The sequence below is a fragment of the uncultured Acidaminococcus sp. genome, from assembly GCA_900538365.1.
GTDB lineage: Bacteria > Bacillota > Negativicutes > Acidaminococcales > Acidaminococcaceae > Acidaminococcus.
Map to the genome: position 1 here is coordinate 29,001 of UPXT01000011.1, position 21,839 is coordinate 50,839.

General features: G+C 51.9%; 22 protein-coding genes. 3 read left to right on the forward strand and 19 right to left on the reverse strand.

The features are described 5' to 3' along the window. Positions 1-20 precede the first annotated feature (20 nt). The 7 genes from rplC to QZQ08_RS03805 all read right to left on the reverse strand — a co-directional run bounded on the left by rplC (position 21) and on the right by QZQ08_RS03805 (position 5,725). The gene (gene rplC / locus QZQ08_RS03775) at positions 21-680 is read right to left on the reverse strand and encodes a 50S ribosomal protein L3 (RefSeq protein WP_297899413.1); all 660 of its coding nucleotides are present in this window, start codon (positions 678-680) and stop codon (positions 21-23) included. 12 nt (positions 681-692) lie between these two features. Continuing rightward, positions 693-1,004, reverse strand: a complete 312-nt coding sequence (rpsJ, locus tag QZQ08_RS03780) for a 30S ribosomal protein S10 (RefSeq protein WP_009015390.1) — start codon at positions 1,002-1,004, stop codon at positions 693-695. A gap of 175 nt (positions 1,005-1,179) precedes the next feature. After that, a complete protein-coding gene (tuf, locus tag QZQ08_RS03785; RefSeq protein ID WP_296328068.1) occupies positions 1,180-2,367 on the reverse strand; it encodes an elongation factor Tu in 1,188 nt (395 codons plus the stop codon). 26 nt (positions 2,368-2,393) lie between these two features. Further along, positions 2,394-4,478 (reverse strand): elongation factor G, encoded by a 2,085-nt coding sequence (fusA, locus tag QZQ08_RS03790; RefSeq protein WP_296328070.1) that lies wholly within the window; start codon positions 4,476-4,478, stop codon positions 2,394-2,396. Positions 4,479-4,513: 35 nt separating this feature from the next. Further along, the gene (gene rpsG / locus QZQ08_RS03795) at positions 4,514-4,984 is read right to left on the reverse strand and encodes a 30S ribosomal protein S7 (RefSeq protein ID WP_296328072.1); all 471 of its coding nucleotides are present in this window, start codon (positions 4,982-4,984) and stop codon (positions 4,514-4,516) included. 41 nt (positions 4,985-5,025) lie between these two features. Beyond that, on the reverse strand, positions 5,026-5,409 hold the full coding sequence (gene rpsL, locus QZQ08_RS03800; RefSeq protein WP_296328129.1) for a 30S ribosomal protein S12: 384 nt from the start codon (positions 5,407-5,409) through the stop codon (positions 5,026-5,028). 61 nt (positions 5,410-5,470) lie between these two features. After that, positions 5,471-5,725 (reverse strand): ribosomal L7Ae/L30e/S12e/Gadd45 family protein, encoded by a 255-nt coding sequence (locus tag QZQ08_RS03805; protein WP_296328074.1) that lies wholly within the window; start codon positions 5,723-5,725, stop codon positions 5,471-5,473. A gap of 403 nt (positions 5,726-6,128) precedes the next feature. On the opposite strand from QZQ08_RS03805, the gene QZQ08_RS03810 reads away from it, so the two are divergent. Next, positions 6,129-6,302 carry a hypothetical protein gene (locus tag QZQ08_RS03810; protein ID WP_296328078.1) on the forward strand — a complete coding sequence of 58 codons (174 nt, stop codon included), beginning with the start codon at positions 6,129-6,131 and terminating at the stop codon, positions 6,300-6,302. A 122-nt stretch (positions 6,303-6,424) separates the two neighbouring features. Here QZQ08_RS03810 and QZQ08_RS03815 read toward each other — a convergent pair whose 3' ends face one another. The 10 genes from QZQ08_RS03815 to clpB all read right to left on the reverse strand — a co-directional run bounded on the left by QZQ08_RS03815 (position 6,425) and on the right by clpB (position 18,252). Further along, complete coding sequence (locus tag QZQ08_RS03815) at positions 6,425-6,769, reverse strand: cupin domain-containing protein (protein ID WP_296328082.1); 345 nt, start codon at positions 6,767-6,769, stop codon at positions 6,425-6,427. 241 nt (positions 6,770-7,010) lie between these two features. Further along, positions 7,011-7,493 (reverse strand): threonine/serine exporter family protein, encoded by a 483-nt coding sequence (locus QZQ08_RS03820; protein ID WP_296328085.1) that lies wholly within the window; start codon positions 7,491-7,493, stop codon positions 7,011-7,013. A gap of 11 nt (positions 7,494-7,504) precedes the next feature. Further along, positions 7,505-8,269, reverse strand: a complete 765-nt coding sequence (locus QZQ08_RS03825; RefSeq protein WP_296328088.1) for a threonine/serine exporter ThrE family protein — start codon at positions 8,267-8,269, stop codon at positions 7,505-7,507. Positions 8,270-8,286: 17 nt separating this feature from the next. Beyond that, positions 8,287-8,988: a uracil-DNA glycosylase gene (locus QZQ08_RS03830; RefSeq protein WP_296328090.1), complete on the reverse strand. Its 702-nt coding sequence runs from the start codon at positions 8,986-8,988 to the stop codon at positions 8,287-8,289. Beyond that, the gene (locus QZQ08_RS03835) at positions 8,985-10,919 is read right to left on the reverse strand and encodes an ABC-F family ATP-binding cassette domain-containing protein (RefSeq protein ID WP_296328093.1); all 1,935 of its coding nucleotides are present in this window, start codon (positions 10,917-10,919) and stop codon (positions 8,985-8,987) included. Before QZQ08_RS03835 ends, QZQ08_RS03830 begins: the two co-directional genes overlap by 4 nt. A gap of 5 nt (positions 10,920-10,924) precedes the next feature. Further along, entirely contained in the window at positions 10,925-11,911 is a 987-nt protein-coding gene (gene galE, locus QZQ08_RS03840; RefSeq protein WP_296328096.1) for a UDP-glucose 4-epimerase GalE, read from the reverse strand. A 12-nt stretch (positions 11,912-11,923) separates the two neighbouring features. Further along, positions 11,924-13,288, reverse strand: coding sequence for a phosphomannomutase (locus QZQ08_RS03845; RefSeq protein ID WP_296328099.1), 1,365 nt, complete (start codon positions 13,286-13,288; stop codon positions 11,924-11,926). A gap of 15 nt (positions 13,289-13,303) precedes the next feature. Then, complete coding sequence (locus tag QZQ08_RS03850) at positions 13,304-14,302, reverse strand: hypothetical protein (protein WP_296328101.1); 999 nt, start codon at positions 14,300-14,302, stop codon at positions 13,304-13,306. Between the two features lie 683 nt (positions 14,303-14,985). Next, entirely contained in the window at positions 14,986-15,552 is a 567-nt protein-coding gene (locus tag QZQ08_RS03855) for a hypothetical protein (RefSeq protein WP_296328105.1), read from the reverse strand. Positions 15,553-15,708: 156 nt separating this feature from the next. Further along, a complete protein-coding gene (clpB, locus tag QZQ08_RS03860; protein ID WP_366140929.1) occupies positions 15,709-18,252 on the reverse strand; it encodes an ATP-dependent chaperone ClpB in 2,544 nt (847 codons plus the stop codon). 216 nt (positions 18,253-18,468) lie between these two features. On the opposite strand from clpB, the gene QZQ08_RS03865 reads away from it, so the two are divergent. After that, positions 18,469-19,587, forward strand: a complete 1,119-nt coding sequence (locus tag QZQ08_RS03865) for a hypothetical protein (protein ID WP_296328111.1) — start codon at positions 18,469-18,471, stop codon at positions 19,585-19,587. A 110-nt stretch (positions 19,588-19,697) separates the two neighbouring features. Here QZQ08_RS03865 and QZQ08_RS03870 read toward each other — a convergent pair whose 3' ends face one another. Together QZQ08_RS03870 and QZQ08_RS03875 are read right to left on the reverse strand one after the other, a co-directional pair. After that, positions 19,698-20,681 (reverse strand): CYTH domain-containing protein, encoded by a 984-nt coding sequence (locus QZQ08_RS03870; RefSeq protein WP_296328114.1) that lies wholly within the window; start codon positions 20,679-20,681, stop codon positions 19,698-19,700. Between the two features lie 14 nt (positions 20,682-20,695). Then, positions 20,696-21,121, reverse strand: coding sequence for a hypothetical protein (locus QZQ08_RS03875; RefSeq protein WP_296328116.1), 426 nt, complete (start codon positions 21,119-21,121; stop codon positions 20,696-20,698). Positions 21,122-21,240: 119 nt separating this feature from the next. On the opposite strand from QZQ08_RS03875, the gene QZQ08_RS03880 reads away from it, so the two are divergent. Further along, on the forward strand, positions 21,241-21,759 hold the full coding sequence (locus QZQ08_RS03880; protein WP_296328119.1) for a flavin reductase family protein: 519 nt from the start codon (positions 21,241-21,243) through the stop codon (positions 21,757-21,759). Positions 21,760-21,839 lie beyond the last annotated feature (80 nt).

A 21,839-nucleotide genomic window follows, 5' to 3' on the forward strand; every position in this document is an offset into this window, starting at 1 on the left:
TGTAACGCCCTCCTTTCGAATTATTTCTTGTCAGCTTTTTTGACAACGGGACGAACCGTGTCTCTAAGCATCAGGAAGGTACCAGCGGCACCAGGAACAGAACCCTTGACCATGATGAGGTTGCGTTCTGCATCCACTTTGGCAATCGTCAGTCTTTGAACGGTCGCACTCTGACCACCCAAGCGGCCAGGAAGCTTCTTGCCTTTGATGACACGTCCGCCAGGACCGGAATGCATCGGACCGTTGGAGCCCGGTTCACGGTGGCTCTTGGAACCGTGTTTCATAGGACCACGAGCGAAGTTGTGGCGTTCAATCGTACCAGCGAAGCCCTTACCGCGGGAAACGCCGATGGCGTCAACGAGATCGCCAGCTGCAAAGATGTCAGCTGCAATCTTATCGCCGACTTTATATTCAGAAGCTTCAGCAAGACGGAATTCCCGTACGAATTTGACAGGAGCGACACCAGCCTTGTCGAAGAAACCCTTCATGGGTTTATTTACGTGTTTTTCTTTGATATCACCAAATCCGAGCTGAATGGCGTTGTAGCCGTCCTTCTCTTCCGTTTTGTTTGCAAGCACCACGCAGGGACCTGCTTCAACAACGGTTACAGGGACGAGCGTACCGTCAGCTTCGAAAATCTGGGTCATGCCTAATTTTTTACCTAAGATTCCTCTAGCCATCATCGCACCTCCTTACGCTTTGATCTCAATATCTACACCAGCAGGAAGATCCAAGCGGGTCAGTGCGTCGATCGTCTTAGGTGTCGGTTCCAGGATATCAACGAGTCTCTTGTGGGTTCTCATTTCGAACTGTTCACGGGAGTCCTTGTTGACATGAGGGGAACGCAGGATCGTGTAGATGTTCTTTTCCGTAGGAAGCGGAATCGGACCAGAAACCTGTGCACCGGTACGTTTTGCCGTTTCCACAATCTTGGAAGCGCTCAGGTCCAGTGCTTTGTAGTCATACGCTTTCAGGCGTATACGGATTTTTTGAGTCTTTGCCATTGTGCTTAATTCCTCCAATCGCCACGTTTCAATGAACGGACATACTCAGCAAAAGTTCCCTTCCTGACCTCTCGGACGGAAGCCATCTCTTGCCTCATCGCGGGCCCATAATAACATAAAGAAGTGAGGGGCTTTTGTCAAGCCCCTCGCTTGGGCTTTAAAGATTTTCCGAAGATTATTCTTCGATTTCGGTAACAACACCAGCGCCAACGGTACGGCCGCCTTCGCGGATAGCAAAGCGCAGACCTTTTTCGATAGCGATCGGCGTGATCAGTTCAACATCCATGGTGATGTTGTCGCCAGGCATAACCATTTCGGTCCCTTCCGGCAGTTCAGCTACGCCCGTAACGTCGGTCGTTCTGAAGTAGAACTGAGGACGGTAGCCGTTGAAGAACGGAGTATGACGGCCGCCTTCTTCTTTGGTCAGTACGTAAACCTGACCTTTGAATTTCGTATGCGGATGGATCGAGCCCGGTTTGGACAGGACCTGGCCGCGTTCGATTTCGTTTCTTTCAATACCACGGAGCAGGGCACCGATGTTGTCACCGGCTTCAGCCTGATCCAGGGTCTTACGGAACATTTCAAGGCCCGTAGCAACGGTCTGTTTCTTTTCTTCTTTCAGACCAACGATTTCTACGGTGTCGCCGACTTTGATGACGCCACGTTCAACACGGCCCGTTGCAACCGTACCACGGCCGGTGATGGTGAAGACGTCTTCGACAGGCATCAGGAACGGTTTCGTGAGGTCATGTTCCGGAGTCGGGATGTATTCGTCAACAGCATCCATCAGTTTGAGGATGTTGGCTTCCTGTTCGGGGTCGCCTTCCAGGGCTTTCAGTGCGGAACCGACTACGATAGGAATTTCATCTCCCGGATAGTCGTACTGGCTCAGCAGTTCACGGACTTCCATTTCAACCAGTTCGATCAGTTCAGGATCGTCAACTTGGTCGGATTTGTTCAGGAAGACAACGATGGCAGGTACGCCAACCTGACGGGCAAGCAGGATGTGTTCGCGGGTCTGGGGCATCGGGCCGTCAGCTGCGGAAACAACGAGGATAGCGCCGTCCATCTGAGCAGCACCGGTGATCATGTTCTTGACATAGTCGGCGTGGCCCGGGCAGTCAACGTGAGCATAATGTCTCTTAGCGGTTTCGTATTCAACGTGAGAGGTGTTGATGGTGATTCCGCGTTCTCTTTCTTCCGGAGCCTTATCGATCATGTTGTAGTCCATGAACTGGGCGCCGCCCTTTTCAGCCAGCACTTTGGTGATGGCAGCGGTCAGGGTCGTCTTGCCATGGTCAACGTGACCAATGGTACCAATGTTAACATGGGGTTTAGTTCTTTCAAATTTCTCTTTAGCCATTGTACTAATCCTCCTAAAATTGGGGCTTATTCAGCCGTTCCCTTATTTTTGGCAACAATCGCTTCCGCGATGTTCTTAGGAACTTCTTCGTAATGGTCGACTTCCATGGAGTAGTTGCCACGGCCCTGGGTCTTGGAACGAAGGTCCGTTGCATACCCGAACATTTCAGACAGGGGAACGAAAGCGGAAATGACTTGGGCACCGCTTCTTGCTTCCATGCCTTCGATGCGGCCACGGCGGGAGTTCAGGTCGCCGATAACGTCGCCCATGTATTCTTCAGGGACCGTAACTTCAACTTTCATGTACGGTTCGAGCAGAACAGGGTCAGCTTTGGCGGCACCGGACTTAAAGCCCATGGAACCAGCAATCTTAAATGCCATTTCAGAAGAGTCGACTTCGTGGTAGGAACCGTCGTAAACGGTAACACCGATATCAACCATCGGATAACCAGCCACAACACCGTTTTCCATGGCTTCTTCAACACCAGCCTGGACAGGTGCAATGTATTCCTTAGGAATGGCACCGCCGACAATCTTGTTTTCAAACTTGAAGCCTTCGCCCGGTTTGAGCGGAGTCAGTTCAAGCCAGCAGTGACCATACTGACCTTTACCACCGGACTGACGAACGAATTTACCTTCGCTCTTAACAGCCTTGCGGATGGTTTCACGATAAGCAACCTGCGGATTGCCTACGGTGCAGTCAACGTGGAACTCTCTCTTCAGACGGTCGACGATGATATCAAGGTGAAGTTCACCCATACCGGAGATGATGGTCTGGGAAGATTCAGGATCCGTACGGACACGGAAGGTCGGATCTTCTTCAGCAAGTTTGCCAAGGGCAATGCCCATCTTTTCCTGGTCGGCCTTGGTCTTCGGTTCGATGGCTACGGAAATAACCGGTTCGGGGAAGACCATGGATTCGAGAATAACCGGAGCCTTTTCATCGCAGAGCGTATCGCCCGTGCCCGTATCTTTCAGACCAACGGCAGCTGCGATATCGCCAGCGTAGACTTCTTCGATTTCCGTTCTATGGTTGGAGTGCATGCGCAGGATACGGCCGATACGTTCTCTCTTGCCTTTGGAAGAGTTGTAGACGTAGGAGCCGGCAGAAAGCTTACCAGAGTAGACACGGAAGAAAGCCAGACGGCCGACATAGGGGTCGGTTGCGATCTTGAAGGCAAGGGCAGCAAAGGGAGCATCGTCGCTGGAAGGACGAGTCGTTTCTTCACCCGTTTCAGGATCCACACCCTTGATGTCAGCTACATCGGTCGGAGCCGGCATGTAAGCAATGATGGCATCCAGAAGAGGCTGCACGCCTTTGTTCTTATAGGAAGAACCGCAGGTGACAGGGAACATCTTGCAGGCACAGGTCATCTTACGGATGGTGGCGTTGATTTCATCTTCCGTGAGGTCTTCGCCTTCAAGGTATTTTTCCATCAGGTCGTCGTCACCTTCAGCAACGGCTTCCAAGAGGTTCTGGCGCCATTTTTGGGCTTCTTCGACGTACTCTTCAGGAATCGGTTCGAATTCTTCGTCTTTGCCAAGGTCATCGCCATAAACGATAGCCTGCATCTTGACGAGGTCGATGAGACCGTTGAACTGGTCTTCAGCACCCATCGGAATCTGGATAGGCACAGCATTTGCGCCGAGACGATCTTTCATCATCTGGACGGCGTTGAAGAAGTCAGCGCCCGTCGTATCCATCTTGTTCATGTACGCAATACGCGGTACATTGTATTCTTCTGCCTGACGCCATACCGTTTCGGACTGGGGTTCAACACCGCCCTTGGCACTGAATACAGCAACAGAGCCGTCGAGTACACGCAGGGAACGTTCAACTTCAACTGTGAAGTCAACGTGGCCCGGGGTATCAATGATGTTGATGGAATGTCCTTTCCAGGTACAGGTCGTTGCAGCAGAAGTAATCGTGATCCCACGTTCCTGTTCCTGAACCATCCAGTCCATGGTCGCGGCGCCGTCATGGACTTCGCCGATTTTATGGGTTTTACCGGTATAGAACAGGATACGTTCCGTGGTGGTCGTCTTACCAGCATCGATGTGTGCCATGATGCCGATATTTCTGATTTTATCTAAGGGAAACTCTCTGCCCACAGATTACTCCTCCTTGTAATGATTGGTTGTAAAGATTACCAACGATAATGTGCAAACGCTCTGTTGGCTTCAGCCATCTTGTGCGTGTCTTCACGCTTTTTGACAGAAGCACCGGTGTTGTTGGCAGCGTCCATCAGTTCGCCGGCAACACGTTCGCACATCGTCTTTTCACCACGCAGGCGGGAATAGTTGACGAGCCAGCGAATTCCCAGAGTGGTCTTGCGGTCAGCGCGGACTTCAACAGGAACCTGGTAGTTGGCACCGCCGACGCGGCGAGCTTTAACTTCCAACGTAGGCATGACGTTCTTCATGGCAGCATCGAAAACTTCCATGGGGTCTTTGCCCGTTTTGGAATGGATCAGATCAAATGCATCATAGACAATGCGTTCAGCGACACCTTTTTTGCCGTCGAGCATAATCTTGTTGATGAATCTGGTTAATAATTTGGAACCATATACTGGATCCGGTAATACGTCTCTTTTCGTTACAGGACCTTTTCTCGGCATCTGTAATTCCTCCTTCGTTATGAATCATTCACGCATTGTGCTTATTTCTTAGCTGCTTTCGGGCGTTTAGCGCCGTATTTGGAACGAGCCTGGCTGCGGTCAGCAACGCCGGCAGTATCCAATGCGCCACGAATGATATGATAACGAACACCAGGAAGGTCCTTGACTCTTCCGCCTCTGATGAGGACTACGCTGTGCTCCTGCAGGTTATGGCCAATACCAGGAATGTAAGCCGTAACTTCGATACCATTGGTCAAGCGGACACGAGCAACCTTACGAAGAGCAGAGTTAGGTTTCTTCGGAGTGGTGGTGTACACTCTCGTGCAGACACCGCGTTTTTGCGGTGAATTTTTCAATGCTGGCGCCGTGGATTTTTGAGTAATAACTTGTCTACCTTTACGAATCAACTGATTGATTGTAGGCATTCCGGCACCTCCTTTCTCAAGAATAAGATTTAATGTATTAAAATCTCCCAAGCGGAAGATTTTACCGAGTTTCAAGAACAGCCGCCACGGCTGCTCCCACGTGGATCCCACAGGCCTTGCCCAATTCCTGCATGGTCGGGACCGTTTCCACAGGAACCTGATGGATCTCGCACAAGGCCTTGACGGGGCCTGTGATGTGATCACTGGCATCCATCGCCACGATGACGCCGCGGGCAGTTCCCTTGACGAGGGCCTTCTGGGTCTGTTTCACTCCAACCACAGTCGGGGCGCCGTTTTTTACTTCTTCCAAAAACATTGCGCACCTCCGTCAAGACATAGTTTCTCCTGTGACACCATGCTATTCTAGCATTCCTCGCGTACCCTGTCAAGAAATTTTTAGGTGCTGTATGCCTTATTTTATGCCATTCTTTGTTTACACGGTTCCTAGTGTTTCATGTATGCCTGCCACGGACCTGATATGACACTCAAAATGGCCTTTTTCTGTGCAATTTCAGGGATTTTTAAGGAGGAATAGAAGAAAATTGTTACGCTGCCTATGAGGATTTTAAATATATTTTATCATATTCATTTAAAACTTTCATTGACGTTTTAAAAAATTGAAGCGGAAAAGAAAGAACAATCCTTTCTCCTCCGCTTCATCATTTCCTTTTCTTTGATGCCGGCTGGCTTTTGATAAGGCACAAGGCCTGGAGTTTTTCATGGCCCGTTTTACCCAAAAGATCATGGGCTTCCCGATAAAGAACGCCGATTCTTATCATCTCCGGTCGGCCCTCGCCAAGAAGGATGGCTCCCCCTTTCCTCACGAGAGGTGCGCCGAGCCTTACTGTCTTCTTGCGGCACAAGCACTGGCACTTCATTTGGCGTCACGGTAAGCGCCTTGCCATGCTTCGTCCTAAAAGGAATGGTCAAAGGCTTATTTAGCGCGTCATCCATCCTATATGATGCGGAATAGGCCTTTTGGGTAATATCAGCGCCATTTATATGAAGCATTGACTCAGGCGATGGTATGAGCAATGAGGGCGATGAAGACCAGATCGTCCTTTCCTGTATTCAAAAGGCCATGGGTGCCGCCATCGGGGCAGAAGGTCACGTCACCTGCTTTGACGGTGACTTTTTTATCTTCATCCGTATACTCACCGCTGCCTTGAATCAGATAATACGTTTCATTGTTGCCGACATGCTGATGAATAGGAACGGCACAGCCTGGCTTCAGCGTAACCTGGGCAAACATCTCGACTCCCTTGCCGAGGGTCTCGGGATCCATGATGGCATCACTGATGATGCTTCCCGTCCGGGGGTTTTCCTTTACGGTTCTTGTAAGCGTATGATAGATGGCCATAGGGCATTCCTCCTTTTTGGGATATTATAGTCTTTTTTCTTACGGGGTGCAAAGAGCTTTCTTCTTCATAGCCTGCTCTGAAGGGCTGTCACGAGCCTTCGCCTCTATCTGTCAGGCGAAAGAATGGAAGGAAGCTAAGATGCTGTGATGCCAAAAGACGGTAAGGCAAAAGATCGTAAAGCGCCCAATCAAAAAGAGCCCTTCCAAGGAAGGACTCCTGCTTTTTATAAGCAATCGTTTTTTACAAGCGATCGGAATGATGGACCTTTTTCGATACGAGGCGCTTACTGGTCTTATAAACCTTGGCAAGACCTGAGATAAGGAGAATACCCATGGCGATAGCCGTTGCATCAAGGGCCGCCGAAACAAAGGTATGCATGCCCATGCTGTAGCCGTTTTGCATCGTATAGTTCATGGCCCGATAAAGGGGCAGCCCCGGCACAAGAGGAATGACGCCGGGAATGGAAAAAACAGGCACAGGTTCCTTGTACCAGCGGGCAAAGAGCTCACTGCAGATGGAAAGGGCCACGGTTCCAGCAAAATTGCTGAGCATGGAACTGACGCCAAAACCACTGAGGAGAATGATGTAGACGCCAAACCCAACAGCGCCGACAAATCCCGCTTTATAAAGACAGTGTTTAGGACAGTTAAAAATCTTGCCAAAAGCCACGGTTCCGAAAAAGGAACAGATGGTCTTGATCACGATGGTCAGGATGACGTTCATGGCGGTCCTCCTTAAAGATAGACGATGCCAAGGAAGGCCGCAATACCGATGGCAATGCCGCCAACAAGGAAAATGGCCTCGCCGGCCCGGCTCGTTCCACTCATGAGGTCACCGGCCATAAAGTCCCGGATTCCATTGGTAAAGGCCATGCCGGGCAAATAGGGCATGATCCCGCCGCCAATGGCAAATTCCATAGTGACACCGGGAATGAACAGGTGACACATATAGGTGACAAAACAGATGATGACGCCTGCCATGGTCGTTTCCCAAAAACTACTGGGGCGGAAGGGCCGCACGAGGCAGATGAAGGCCATAGAAAGGAAGGACCCCAAGAAGGCTGCCACAAAATCCCAGAAATTGCCGCCAATGACACCGGCAAAAAAGCCGCCGGCAAAACCGGACCAAACCATGCTGTAGAGTGCGGTCGGTGACGGACGGGTACTCAGTTCATCAAGCATGGCCATGGTCTCAGCAAAAGAATGGTCCCACGTAGGCATATGATAGGAAATGTTGTTCACTTCGCTGATGAGGGTGAGATCCGTCCCCCGCCGCGTGACGCGGGAGACCATACTGGTCCCGTCCACGGTTTCGTCGCCCACCATGATCCATGACGGCGTACTGACAGCAGCAATCTGCATATCCTTGAGGGCGCAGATGCGCGTCATTGTATCTTCCACACGATAGGTTTCGGCGCCGCTTGTCAGGAGCAGTTTCCCGCACGTGAGGGAAATCTTGAGGACTTCTTCCTTAGTCATACCGGCAATGGTGCTTTCCATGTTACCTCCAAAAATGCCTATTTAGATTGAAACAGGGCGTCCACAGCACTGCGGAAGCGCGTGGCCCCGCCCATGGAAGGATGGGGCACCGCTTCACAGGCTACGCCATACTTCTGGAGCGTGTCCGCACTTTTTCGCCCAATGGCAATGACGCGCATCCCCGGCACAAGGGCAAGGATCATGCGGGCAAATACAATGCCTTCGTCAAGCTCTTTCGGCGTCGGCGTGCGGTTTGTCAGGATACCCGACGGTTTATAGGGATGGAAGGGATAGATGTTCCACAAAATCGTCTGGAAAGGGGCCAGTTCCTGGGCCGCAAGTTCCCCCCACATGACGGTCGCCGTCGGTTCATTGAAGCCTTTTTCCCGTTGCATGCGGTTTAACAGGGGCGACTTAGGATTGCTTGTCCTTTGGTAAGGGTAATCCTCGCCCAGAACCACAAGGGGCCGCACGCTGGGGTGATGACCCAAAAGGATGCGTTCACTCGTCATGGCCATGCCCGAAAAGTGGCCGCCTTGGTAGCCCAGTCCTTCGGCAATGAAAAGAAAGCGGGCCTCCTTGCGGAGCGTCAAATAGCGTCTCAGATTGGCTGCCCGGATGAGGGGCGCCTGGGGCCCAAGGTCACACTGGGGGTCGTAATCGGCCCATGGATTGAAGGCCGTATCGCTGTGATAGCCCTGCAGGGCTTTTATGAAACTGTCAATGGATAATGCTGTCATTCAAGGGCCTCCATAAGGGCTTCCCATTTTTCCATGAAGCCGTCAATGAGCTGCTGCTCCTTTTCGTATTCCGCGGCAAGGGCCGCACTTTTTTCGAGGTCTATCTGGTTTTCAGGATCGGCAATCTGCTGACTTAGGACCTTCTGCAGGGCCTCGTGTTCACGGATCTTCAGTTCCACTTCGGGCAGGAGTTTTTCTGCCTCGGCCGGTGTATAGATCCGCTGGTTCTTGGATTTTTCCTCGTGGGGACGGCGCTTTGGCACATCAAGTTTTTTCGGTTCTTCCTTCGGTGCCCGCTGAGGGACTTCTGGAAGCGACGCTTCCCGCTGTTGGCATTTGTCCCGCTCTTCCAGATAGAAGTCGAAATTGCCGTTATAATTCGTGAGGCGCCCCTTTTCAACAGCCCAGATGCGGCCTGCCACTTCGTTAACGAGATAGCGGTCGTGGGTGACGAGAAGGACCGTGCCGTCAAAGGTCTCTAGGGCGGCTTCGACAGCTTCTTTGGCCATGATGTCAAGATGGTTTGTCGGTTCGTCAAGAACGAGGCAATTGGCGCCGTCAAGGACCAGTTTCAACAGGACCAGACGGGCTTTCTGACCGCCGGAAAGGCTCCCGATGGTTTTATAGACGTCTTCCCCACGAAAGAGCATGCTGCCCAAGAGGCGGCGCGTCTGTTCATCCGTCAGGCCATACTCCGTAAGGAAGTTGTCGAGAATGGTCTGTTGGGGTTCAAGGCGCTCATAGCTTTGGGAAAAGTAGCCAATCTTCACACGGTTTCCAATCTTTGCTTCGCCGCGAAGGGGCGGAATCTCCTGAAGGATGGTTTTTAGGAGGGTTGACTTGCCGCTCCCATTGGGCCCGATGATGGCCACCTTTTCCCCACGGCGCAGGACAAGGTCAATGTCGCTCAAAAGGACGTTTCCTTCATAGCCAACAGAAAGATGTTCCAGCATGATGACCTTTTCCGCTGATTCGGCGGCATGGGGCAGACGCAGCGTAAAAGATTCTTCCTTTATGGGCGCGTCGATGCGTTCCATCCGGTCCAGCTGGGACTGGCGTCCCCGGGCCATCTTGCTTTTGATGCCCGCCTTATAGCGTCGGATATAATCTTCCGTGCGTCGGATGGTTTCCTGCTGTGCTTCATAGGCCCGGGTCTGGGAAAGGACCTGGAGCTCTTTTTGCTCCACATAGCGGGAATAGTTTCCTTTATAGCGGTGCAGGGTCCCTCCTTCCATTTCAAGGATGCCTTCTGCAATGGCATCAAGGAAGGCCCGGTCATGGGAGATGATGAGGACACCGCCGCGGAACTCACGGAGGTATTTTTCAAGCCATTCACTCATGACAATATCCAAGTGGTTTGTCGGTTCGTCGAGGACGAGCAGGTCCGGCGAATTGACAAGGGCTGCCGCCAGCTGAAGGCGCGTTTTCTGCCCGCCCGAAAGGGCCAGGGCGTTGTGCTCCCAAGTGGATTCCGGATAGCCCAGTCCAATCAGGACCCGCTTGATGTTATTTTCGTAGTGATACCCATCCAAATGGGCATAGCGGGCTTCCACACGGCCGTAGCGGTCCAGGACATCCTTTAGGGCCTCCCCGGTCTTTTCGCCGCTTTCCCGCTCAAGGTCCTTCATCTTTTCCCGGAGGGAAAGAATATCCGGGCAGGAACGGAGCATGAACTCCCAGATGGTTTCGTCTTCGATATTGTCAAATCCCTGTTCCACGTAGCCAACGCGAATTTCTCCGGCATATTGGACAGTTCCCTTATCAGCAAAGGAGGGATCCATGAGGCAGCGCAGAAGCGTCGTCTTGCCGCTGCCGTTGACGCCGACAAGGCCTAGCTTTTCCCCTTGGCGAATGGTAAAGCTCACCTTGTCAAAGATATCATGGGCACCAAAGCTTTTGGCGAGATGATCGACGGTTACCAGGATATCCATAAGGCTCAGCGATATCCATTGGGATGGCCGCTATGCCAGCGCCAGGCCGTTTCCACAATTTCCTTGACGCTGCTGTGTTCAGGCTTCCAATGGAGTTCCTTTGCAATTTTTTCGCTGGAGGCAATGAGGCGTGCAGGATCGCCAGCACGGCGTTTTTCTTCCTTTACCATGAAGTCACGGCCCGTTACTTCCTTGACGGCATTGATGATTTCCCGGACAGAAAGTCCCGTTTTGGTTCCCAGATTGTAGACCCGACTTGCACCGCCCTTGACGAGATGGTTCAGGGCAAGGATATGAGCAGAGGCCAGGTCCTTCACATGGATGTAATCCCTAAGACACGTGCCGTCAGGGGTATCGTAGTCCGTGCCAAAGATGGAAATGGCATCACGCTTACCAAGGGCGGCTTGGATGGTCAGGGGAATAAGATGGGTTTCCGGATTATGGTCTTCCCCGATATTTCCCAAAAGGGACGCGCCAGCAGCATTGAAGTAGCGCAGGGCTACATAACGAAGGCCGTAGGCCATGCTGTAGTCCCGCAGCATGTTTTCGATCATGAGTTTTGTCCGGCCATAGACATTCGTTGGATGAAGGGGCATGTCTTCCGTAATGGGAACCTGGTCCGGTTCCCCGTAAACGGCCGCCGTCGACGAAAAGACGATAAACTCGACGCCGCTTTCCCGCATGGCGTCAAGAAGGCCCAACGTACCAGCCACATTGTTATAGTAATATTTTCCCGGATCGACCATGGACTCGCCGACCTGGGAACTTGCCGCAAAGTGCAGGACGGCATCGATTTCGTATTGGCCCATGATATGTTTCAGGAAGGTGAAATCATGAAGATCCCCTTGGATGAGCTGTACCGTTTCAGGAACCGCTTCGGCATGGCCGGTACTGAAATTATCATAAACTATCGGTGTATAACCAGATTGGATGAGGTCATCAATGACATGGGACCCAATGTAACCGGCCCCGCCTGTAACAAGAACGTTCATACTGCTGCCTCCTTATGCTTTCTCGCCCTGGATGAGGTCCAGAAGCTCACGGGTCTTTTGTTCGAGAAGTTCCCGATCTCCTCTTGTTTCAACATTGAGCCGCACCACGGGTTCCGTATTGGACTTACGAAGGTTGAAGCGCCATTCATCATAGACGACGCTAAGCCCGTCCATATGGTCCTGGATGCCGGATTTAAAGCGTGCCGACAGGGATTCCATGATGGCATCGGCATCCCCCACTTTGCGGTTGATTTCCCCGCTGCAAGGATATTCGCGGATGCGGGCGTCCACCATTTCAGCAAGACTAAGGCCCGATGTCGACATGAGAGAAATGACAAGGAGCCAAGGAATCATCCCACTGTCACAGTAGGAAAAATCGGCGAAATAGTGGTGGGCACTCATTTCTCCACCGTAAAGGACATGTTCCCGACGCATACATTCCTTGATGAAGGCATGACCGCTCTTGCAGCGGACAGGATATCCCCCTTCACGGGCAATGATGTCCTCCGTATTCCAGATCAGACGCGGGTCAAAGAGAATCTTGGCGCCAGGATGCTTTTTGAGGAAGTAAGAGGCAAAAAGACCGACAAGATAATACCCTTCGATGAAGCGTCCATTTTCATCAAAGAAGAAGCAGCGGTCAAAATCCCCGTCCCAAGCAATGCCAAGATCGGCCCCTTCCCGGCGGACAGCGTCGCTCGTGGCATCACGGTTCTCAACAAGGAGCGGATTGGGAACGCCGTTGGGGAAATGACCGTCCGGCGTATCGTTAAGATACGTAAAGTGGCAGGGCAAGTGCTTTGCCAGTTCCTTTACAATGGGACCGGCTCCGCCATTTCCAGGATTAGCCACGATGTTTAGGGTCGCAATCTCTTTGGTATCGATATAGCTAAGGAGATGGTCCACATAACTTGGGACAATGTCTACCTGCTCATAGCTCCCCTGCTGTGCGGCTTTGGGATATTTTGTTTCAAAATCAGGATCTACGACCATGGCTGCAAGGTCCTTCAGTCCCGTGTCCCCCGAAATGGGACGGGAACCGCTGCGGACAAGCTTCATGCCATTATATTCGGCAGGATTATGACTTGCCGTGATCATCATGCCGCCGTCAGCCTTAAGATGAAAAACCGCAAAATAAATCATTTCCGTACCGCACTGACCAAGATCGATGACATTCGTCCCCATGTCACGCATCCCGCGTACGGCGGCGTCGCGCAGGCTGGGCCCGCTCAGACGGATGTCGTGACCTACGACAAGGGTCTTTGCCTTGAGATAAAAGGCAAGGCTGCGGCCCAAGGCGTAAGCAAGCTCTTCATTGACGTCGCTGGGAACGACGCCGCGGATATCGTAGGCTTTGAAACCTTTTGTACTGATCATGGAATTCTTCCTTTCTTATATCTGATAGGGCATTTCTTCCGCAGGCATCAGATCCTTGGCCCGGGCATAAACCGCCCGCAGGGCCGAAGTATTGATGATGGGAACATTCCCGTTTTTGATGATGATATCGGTCCGGGCCAGTTCACGCAGGACAAAACCCAAGGTAACGCCAAAATTGAGACGGTCCTTCTGTTCCAGCGTAAACTGATCGTAATCATTGTTTTCCTTGATGAGTGCCGTGAAAAAATCAAGCTGTTCATCATGTTCCTTCTTGAGCGGCTTCATATAGCCCAGGACATGGGTCACAACGTGATAGAGGCGATCAGCCCGCGCTGTCGCGTCGGCAAGGCGGACCGATTCCTTATCCGTCAGTTCCTTGTAACGACGGGCCGCCCGTTTGGAAACCTTGCGTTCCCGCTTCCTGCCATGACGGTCCTTGAAATAACCACGGGGCATGACTTTAGGAAAATCCATGACGGCACAAAGGACCTGCTCTTCGTCAAGGACGCCGCATTCAGATGTATAAAGAGGCTGTTCCATGATTTGTTCGAGAATGAGGCGCGACTCTCCTTCGGCCAGGGCCGTCTGGCTGTAATCACTGGCCGCTCCGCCCTGAAGGGCCACAATGGTCAGCATGCCCGTCCCTTCAATATCAAGATGGTCCGTATGGATCCGTTTCACGACGTCTGCCACCTTCCGCAGCTTACGCACATCCTGGGGCAGCATGTGGAGGTTCTTGTGGCTCTTGTAGGTATAATGACCGGGGAGATTGATGATCTTATCCAGCGTGTCAAACATCGCAGTGTACTTGGACCACGTAGATAACTTCAAACGGCCCAATTCCTCGATAAGAGGAACGAGCCTTTCCATTTGTTTATAGAATTTATAGCGTTCTTCGTTATAACGCTCTGTCGCATTGTGCACGACGGTTTCAGGACTGTTCAGGTTCAGGTAGAGCTTCATGCCCGCTGCTCCAATTCCGGCAGCAGCCCAAAGAGCAAGAGGTATCGGCATAGATATCGTCCATCCTTTCCTCAAGGGGGACACAGGGCGGGTAACCGGGCTGGTCTCACGATGATACTCATAGAATTATATCTTTTAAATGGGTTTGCCGCAAGGGTAGAGGTGTGTCGTTTTACTCGGCGCATAAATCGCGCCGATTCGATGAAGCCCTGTGTCGTCATTGGCTTTTAAAAGATTGATCTGATGCCAATGATGGCATGCTCCGCCGCAAAAGGACCCGTTTTCGTGTACGCCGGGGCCGCTAACAAAATTTATGGGCACTCATGTTGTGTAAAAATATCCGTAAGCAGTTATCAACAAAATTTCCCGTTTTCGGTAGTGGATGAAAAGCAGCGTGACGTTTCCTTACGAGCAGGAGCCAGGCAGATTCGCCCGGAGTTTCGAAGGACGCTTTTGAAGCGACAGCTAACGTCCAAGAAACATGGTTGGGTGTGAATTTAATGCGGCCCCTTTTCCCCGTTAGGGGGCGGTTTGGGGCAGGCAGTACAGTCTTTTGTGGGACTCCAATCCCAACGTAAGGAATCCGGCTGCCCCGATTTCAGTGACAAAGCAGCAGAGCGGCCCAACATCACAGCGTCATAGCACCCCAGCATCAAAATCCTCCCACCGCCTGGCCATACAAAAAGAGACTGCGAGGAAATGATGCGCTCATTTCTCACAGCCTCTCGGCAAGCTTATTTTACGTCTTTTAGTTTCATGCGATTATTCGTGATTTCGTTTGCTGCATCTTTTGTCATATCCCGAATGAGTTCTTCCAGGTTCTTTTCCTTGCTCGTGCGCACGTCGGTCATACGGTAGACCGGTGCATCTCCTTTCGTAACAAGGAAAGAAAGGGAAGCCAGGGATTCCACAGGTTCCCGTTTGTCCTTGATGGCTTCCTGAGCCGCTTCTCCCTCGAGGGGCACGGTACCGGCAAAATTGACAACGACCTGCATGGTCAGGGTCTGTCTCAGGTAGCGGTCAGGCAGCATGACAGGATTGTTATAAAGCGTCACGCCTTCATCCTTCAAGGATTTCTGGAGCCCGAGATAGGTCAGGCGGACCGCATCCTCATCACGGCTGAACTGGGGATTATTCTTGACAAATTCCCCATCAGCCTTTTCGAGGCTCTTGAGATAGACAACCTTGGTCTTATTGAAAGGAACGCCGCTTGCTTTGGCGCCGCTGCGCTCTGCACTTGCCGTAAAAGGAACGGCAAGGAGCGTCATAAGAAGCGTAACAAGGGTGAGTAATTTTTTCATGGAAATCCTCCTTGGCGATTCATCAAATTCCTTTCTATTATACAACGGAACCCCCACTCTGTGAACTCATTTACAACGAGTTCACAAAGGTTTTTCCCCAAAAAACCTAGACATAAAAATTGCTGGGAAGGAGAACGCCTTCCCAGCAATCAGGACTTATGCCTTTACTACATCAATCTTGCCGTTTTTCAGGACGACTTTCAGATGATCGCCGCTTACGATGTCGCCTTGGACAATCTTCTGGCTGACGATGGTTTCCACGCTGTGGACGATGAGACGCTTTAGCGGACGAGCGCCAAAGGCAGGATCGAAGCCTTCCTTGGCAAGGGCATTGACAGCTTCATCAGTGGCCTCAAGGGTGAGTTCCATCTGACTTTGCAGGCGTTTGCCCAGCTGGCCCAGGATAAGGCGGACAATGCTGCGGATCTGATCCTCGCCGAGCGGTTTGAAGACGACAATATCATCCACGCGGTTCAGGAATTCCGGACGGAAGAACTTCATCAGCATACTGCGCACTTGTTCATGGCTGATTTCACCTTTATGTTCCATGATTTCATGGGACCCAAGGTTACTCGTCATGATGATGAGGGTATTCTTAAAGTCGATGACACGGCCCTGGCCATCGGTCAGGCGGCCATCATCAAGGACCTGGAGGAGGACGTTGAAGACGTCGGCATGGGCTTTTTCGATTTCATCAAAAAGAATCACCGAATAAGGATGACGGCGCACGGCTTCCGTAAGCTGACCGCCTTCTTCATACCCTACATATCCCGGAGGCGCACCAATCAGGCGGCTTACGGTGTGCTTTTCCATGTATTCACTCATATCGATGCGGATGATGCTCTTTTCATCGTTGAAGAGTACCTCGGCAAGGCTCTTGGCAAGTTCCGTCTTGCCGACACCCGTCGGACCCAGGAAGATAAAGGAACCAATGGGCTTATTAGGATCCTTGATACCGGCGCGAGCGCGGATAACGGCTTCGGAGACAGCCTTCACGGCTTCATCCTGACCGATGACCCGCTGATGGAGGACTTCATCCAGGTGCGCCAGTTTCTTCTTTTCGCCTTCCATAAGACGGCTCACAGGGATCCCCGTCCAGGTGCTGACGACTTTGGCGATATCGTCTTCGTCGACTTCTTCCTTGAGGAGACGGTCCTCTGCATGTTCTTCTTTTTCAAGTTCCTGGAGCTGTTTCTGCAGATCCGGCAGACGGCCATACTTAAGTTCGGCAAGCTTGTTGAGATCATAATCGTGCTCGGCCGTTTCCATATCCTTCTTCACCTGGTCAATGGCTTTCTTGACCTGGCGAACCTTGGCAATACCGGCCTTTTCTTCCTGCCAGCGAGCCGTCATCTTATCATTCTTTGCTTTCATCTCTTTCAGTTCCTCACGGATCTTTTCGAGACGGTCAGCCGACTGCTTATCTTCTTCTTTAGAAAGGGCCTGTTCCTCAATCTGGAGCTGGAGCATACGGCGGCGGCTTTCATCCAGTTCCGTCGGCATGGAATCAATTTCTGTACGCAGACGGGCTGCCGCTTCATCGACGAGGTCGATGGCCTTATCCGGCAGGAACCGTTCACTGATATAGCGGTTTGAAAGCGCAGCCGCGGCCACAAGGGCGGAATCCTTGATGCGGACCCCATGATGGACTTCATAGCGTTCCTTCAAGCCACGCAGGATGGAAACCGTGTCCTCGACGCTCGGTTCCTTGACAAGGACGGGCTGGAACCGGCGTTCCAGAGCGCTGTCCTTTTCAATATATTTCCGATACTCATTAAGGGTCGTTGCCCCAATGCAGCGAAGCTCACCGCGGGCCAGCATCGGTTTCAGGATATTGCCAGCATCCATGGACCCTTCGGAAGCACCGGCTCCGACGACGGTATGGAGCTCATCAATGAACATGATGATCTGACCGGCCGAATCGGCAACGATCTTGAGGACTTTCTTCAAGCGCTCTTCAAATTCGCCGCGGTACTTGGCCCCGGCAACAAGGGAGGCAAGGTCCAGGGCATAGAGGGTCTTGTTCTTTAGGGATTCGGGCACGTCACCTGCCACGATCCGGCGGGCAAGGCCTTCTACAATAGCCGTCTTGCCAACACCCGGTTCCCCAATGAGAACAGGGTTGTTCTTTTTCCGACGAGACAGGATCTCAACGGTACGGCGGATTTCGTCGTCACGGCCGATGACCGGATCAAGGGCGCCCTTACGGGCCTTGGCCGTCAGGTCCTGCCCATATTTTTCCAAGGTCTTGCGGTTTTCCTCGCTGTCCTTGCCACCTTCATACCGATCGACGAGACCGCGGATGGCCGAACGGGTAATGCCGTACTTGCGGCAGAGGGACACCACATCGCTGTCGCCGTCTTCACAGAGGGCCGCAAGCAAATGGGCTCCGGTAATCTTATTTTGACCGGCTGCTTTTTCTGCTAGGGCAAAGACCCTTGCCATCCCCGTGGACATACTGAGCTGGTCGGTTCCCTTGACGGACGGGACAGCCTTCACCAAATGATTGAGGTCACGGCTGAAGTCGTTTTCCTCGACATGAAGGCTCTTTAAGACATAATGGAGGAAACTATCAGGTTCGCTCATCATGGCTGACAGGAGATGGACGGTTCCCACCTCTTGGTTATAGTTCATGACAGCTTGCTGCTGACTGGCTTCCAATAAACTTTTGACTTCTTCACTGAAACGTTCTGGCTGCATCATAAACACCTCCGCATGCTGCCTAAAATTTATATCTATGGATAAGGGCCCAAGGGCCGCGAAAATGGGGAAACACCCCTGTTACCAATCCCCCGAAGGGGAAGGCGCGCAAAACGCCTTTATGTAATCTTCCTGATAGGAAGGAAAAACAAGGCTGCTGTCGAAAAAGGATGATAGGAACTTTGCTTTAACTGCTGCCTAGTTAAGGAGGCTTTTATGAATTCATCCATTATCCTTTACCACCTTTTCGACGTCGCCGATGAAATCGACCTCAACGTCGTGGAAGCCATCTGGACCAGCCGGAACAAGATTGCGTCCCGTCTGCGCTTTGAAAAGAATGCGCCAAACTCCATCAGTTTCCAGAATCCCCCGGTCCTTGTTGAACTGGGAACCCATGATATGGAATTTGCCGGGGACCAATACACAGCGGTCATCAAGGCCCGCATCTTCGACATTGGCGTCGTCAGTCTCATCTTCCATTTAGAAGTCCCGGAAAACATTTCCTATGAAAAATACCAAGACCTGACCATTGCTGTCGACTCCCTGCCGGAAAACGTGGTCCGTGAATACATCGACGCCGTCACAGATACAATCCGTCCGGCGTGCACGAAGATGCGAATTTCCGACTTTGATGAAGATTTTGTTGTCTACTATTTCAAGGACAAGCTCCCTGATTGGGACCTGGCGGCCCTCATCATGAAGGACAAGACGCCGCTCAGCGAAGAAACGAGGAAGGATGCCCTCGTAAATCGCTTCTCCTACAGCAAGGACGATGTCATCTACCTGACGTGGGATACGGCAATCATGCTGGACCGGACGGGAAGCACGGACCTGCCAGATCTCCTTGAATTTGCCAATGCCCAGTTCCTCGAACTGCGCTACTACGATGATGCCCTCCGGAAGGCCATCGACAGCACATACGACGAAATCGACAAAGCAACGGAACCCGGATCCCACGGTAAGGCTAAGACCTTCCGCAAGGTCCGCAATGAACTCATGGAGGTCATGGCCGACATGAGTGTCCTTACGAGCAATGTGGATAACGCCCTCCAGGTTACAGAGGATGTCTTCAACGCCCGCGTCTACGCCCGGTACATGTATCTTTTGCGGGCTGATGTATGGCGGGAAAACATCGACACCAAACTAAAGGTGCTCCAGCGCTGCTACGAGCTGCTCAATACGGAAGTCCTGATGGACCGCTTCACAAAGAAGTTTTATCTCATCATAGGACTTCTGGCCGTCCTTGCTGCAGTCGCTGTCATCTGGGCCCTGCCAGACGCCATCATAAAACTCATCATGATCTTGACTTGGTTTACGTCGCCCCATCCCTTCTAAAAAAATAGGATCTTTAAAAGGAAAAGACCCAGGAAGTCATTTCGCACTTCCTGGGTTTATTGTACCCGTCAAAAGTCAAAATGTCAAATACTTTTTTGATTTTTTGACTTTTATTTTTTTACCCGGGGAAGTTCCTCCTGGAAACGGCTTTCTTCCTCATGGGATTTGCTGCAAACCTTGGCCAGGCACTGCCAAAGCAGCGCAGCGGTCCGCCCCTCTTCAAGATCTTTTTCCAGATAGACAGCGTCATCCGTTCCAAAATGGTCTGTTGCTTCCCGAAGGCGCACCGCCTCGTCCCCGCCCATGGCCTTTTCTTTCCAAAAATCGGCAGCAAGGACCAGTCGGTCAGCAATGAGTGCGCCCTTGCCGGTACCGTTAAAGAAAACACCTAGGTCGTGAAGGGTTTCCCGAAGGAAAGGGGCAGCTCCGGCAAAGGTTTCGGACACTTTGACAGCATCCCCGCAGGGCTCTAGGGGCTCCTTTCCTGCAAGAAGGGAAAGTCCCCGTTCGAGCTTGCTCCGGTCTTCCGGATAAAGGGGAAGCTCCCCTGCAAGCTGGCTGACAAGCACAAAGAGGGCAGCAGGGTCGCCTTCTTTGAGTTCAAGTTCAACCTCCCTAAGGGGCTGGGAGTGGCTGCCGCTTTCTATGATTCCTTCATCAAGGGAAAGCTCAACGCGGCTTTTTCCTACTGCAAGGTCCATAGCATGGCGTAAAAAAGTGATGGTAACGGTCGGAAGGAGGGACTCCCCATGAAGCAGGTCCTTAAGATGCCTTGTCACATCGGGAGGAAAGCCTTCCGTCACAGGCCTTTCGTCCTTTAGGGACACAGTAAATTCGCCGCGGACGGAAAGGCCCCCTGTGGATGTGCCCTTTGTCTTGATGGTCGCTTCATAAGCGCGGCCATCGGTGACGCGCACGCGGTAGGCCATGCGTTCCCGGCTCAAGGCACCGTCTTTTGTATCATAGTAGGTATTGTTAAGGGTAAGGCGCTTTTTCGTTGCCAAAAGAGCGGTTTTCGTGACGGTTCTTGAAGTAAAGAGCCTGTGGCATCCCGCTTGGGTCGTCAGGAGCTTCATTTCGATTTCCTTTCCCATTTCGGCTCCTTTCCTTAGGCGTGGCTCGAGTCTTTTGAAAGGGTTTCAGAAACGGGGGCCTTCCAGACAGCGTCATAAACCTTCTCCAAGGCGGAACCCGTTTCAATGGTCACCCACTCCTCTTTTTCCGCGCGCCACCGCTCCTTGATTTCATGATCTTTCGTTACAGAAAGCTTCATAATAGGCGCCATACGGCGGTCCTTCATAAAAAGGCCGAGGGTAAGCGCATACGACCCATCGGTCTGTGTCTTGCGGAAGCCTGCCACGCGGCCCTCACCGCGCTTCATGATGGTCGCTGTATCAAGATCCCAGCGGGTGCCGCCCTGTTCCGTGACGACAGCCTGCCACTGGGGATCGGGCAGATCCCCTTCCTGCGCAAGGGCGGGCACGCCAATAAGAAGCAGGCCAGCCATCAGAAGGGAAACGACAGTCTTTTTCATAGGAATCCTCCTTCCATTTTCCCTTTCAGTATAACGAAGGCTTTCCGGCCTTGCAAGCACCATTGACAGCTTTTGTTATAATGAAAATGTAAGAATCATAAGAAAGAAGGTACATTCCCATGAATGAACACATTGAACCTTTTTCCTATGCTGAAACCTTGATGCAGGCCCTCCCCAAAGGGGTTCTCCTTTCAACGGGAAAAAAAGGCGCCATGAACACCATGGTCATCGGCTGGGGTGCCCTAGGCACCAACTGGGGCAAGCCCGTCCTCACAGTCTATGTGCGGGAAAGCCGCTTGACCCGGGACTTTCTCGACGCATCGGGAGAATTTACGGTAAATGTTCCCTTAGGCACTGTGGATCCTGAAATCATAAAGGTCTGCGGGTCAAAGTCGGGGCGTGACCTTGATAAGATCAAGGCCCTGAACCTGACGGCACAGCCGGGCGAAACCGTCAAGGCACCGGCATTCAAGGAACTTCCCCTAACCTTTGAATGCAAGGTTCTCTTCCGTCAGGTCGAAGCCTTGGAAAACCTTGCTCAACGTGAAGGCAAATGGTATCCAGCAGACAAAAACGGCAATAAAGACCGTCATATCCAGTATATCGCGGAAATCACGAGCGCCTATATCGTGAAATAAGGCCCAGCGGGAACACATGATGTGTCCTAAGCGTAAAATGTTTCTCGGTAGGGAAAAATAGTCCTTGCAAAATAAAGGGG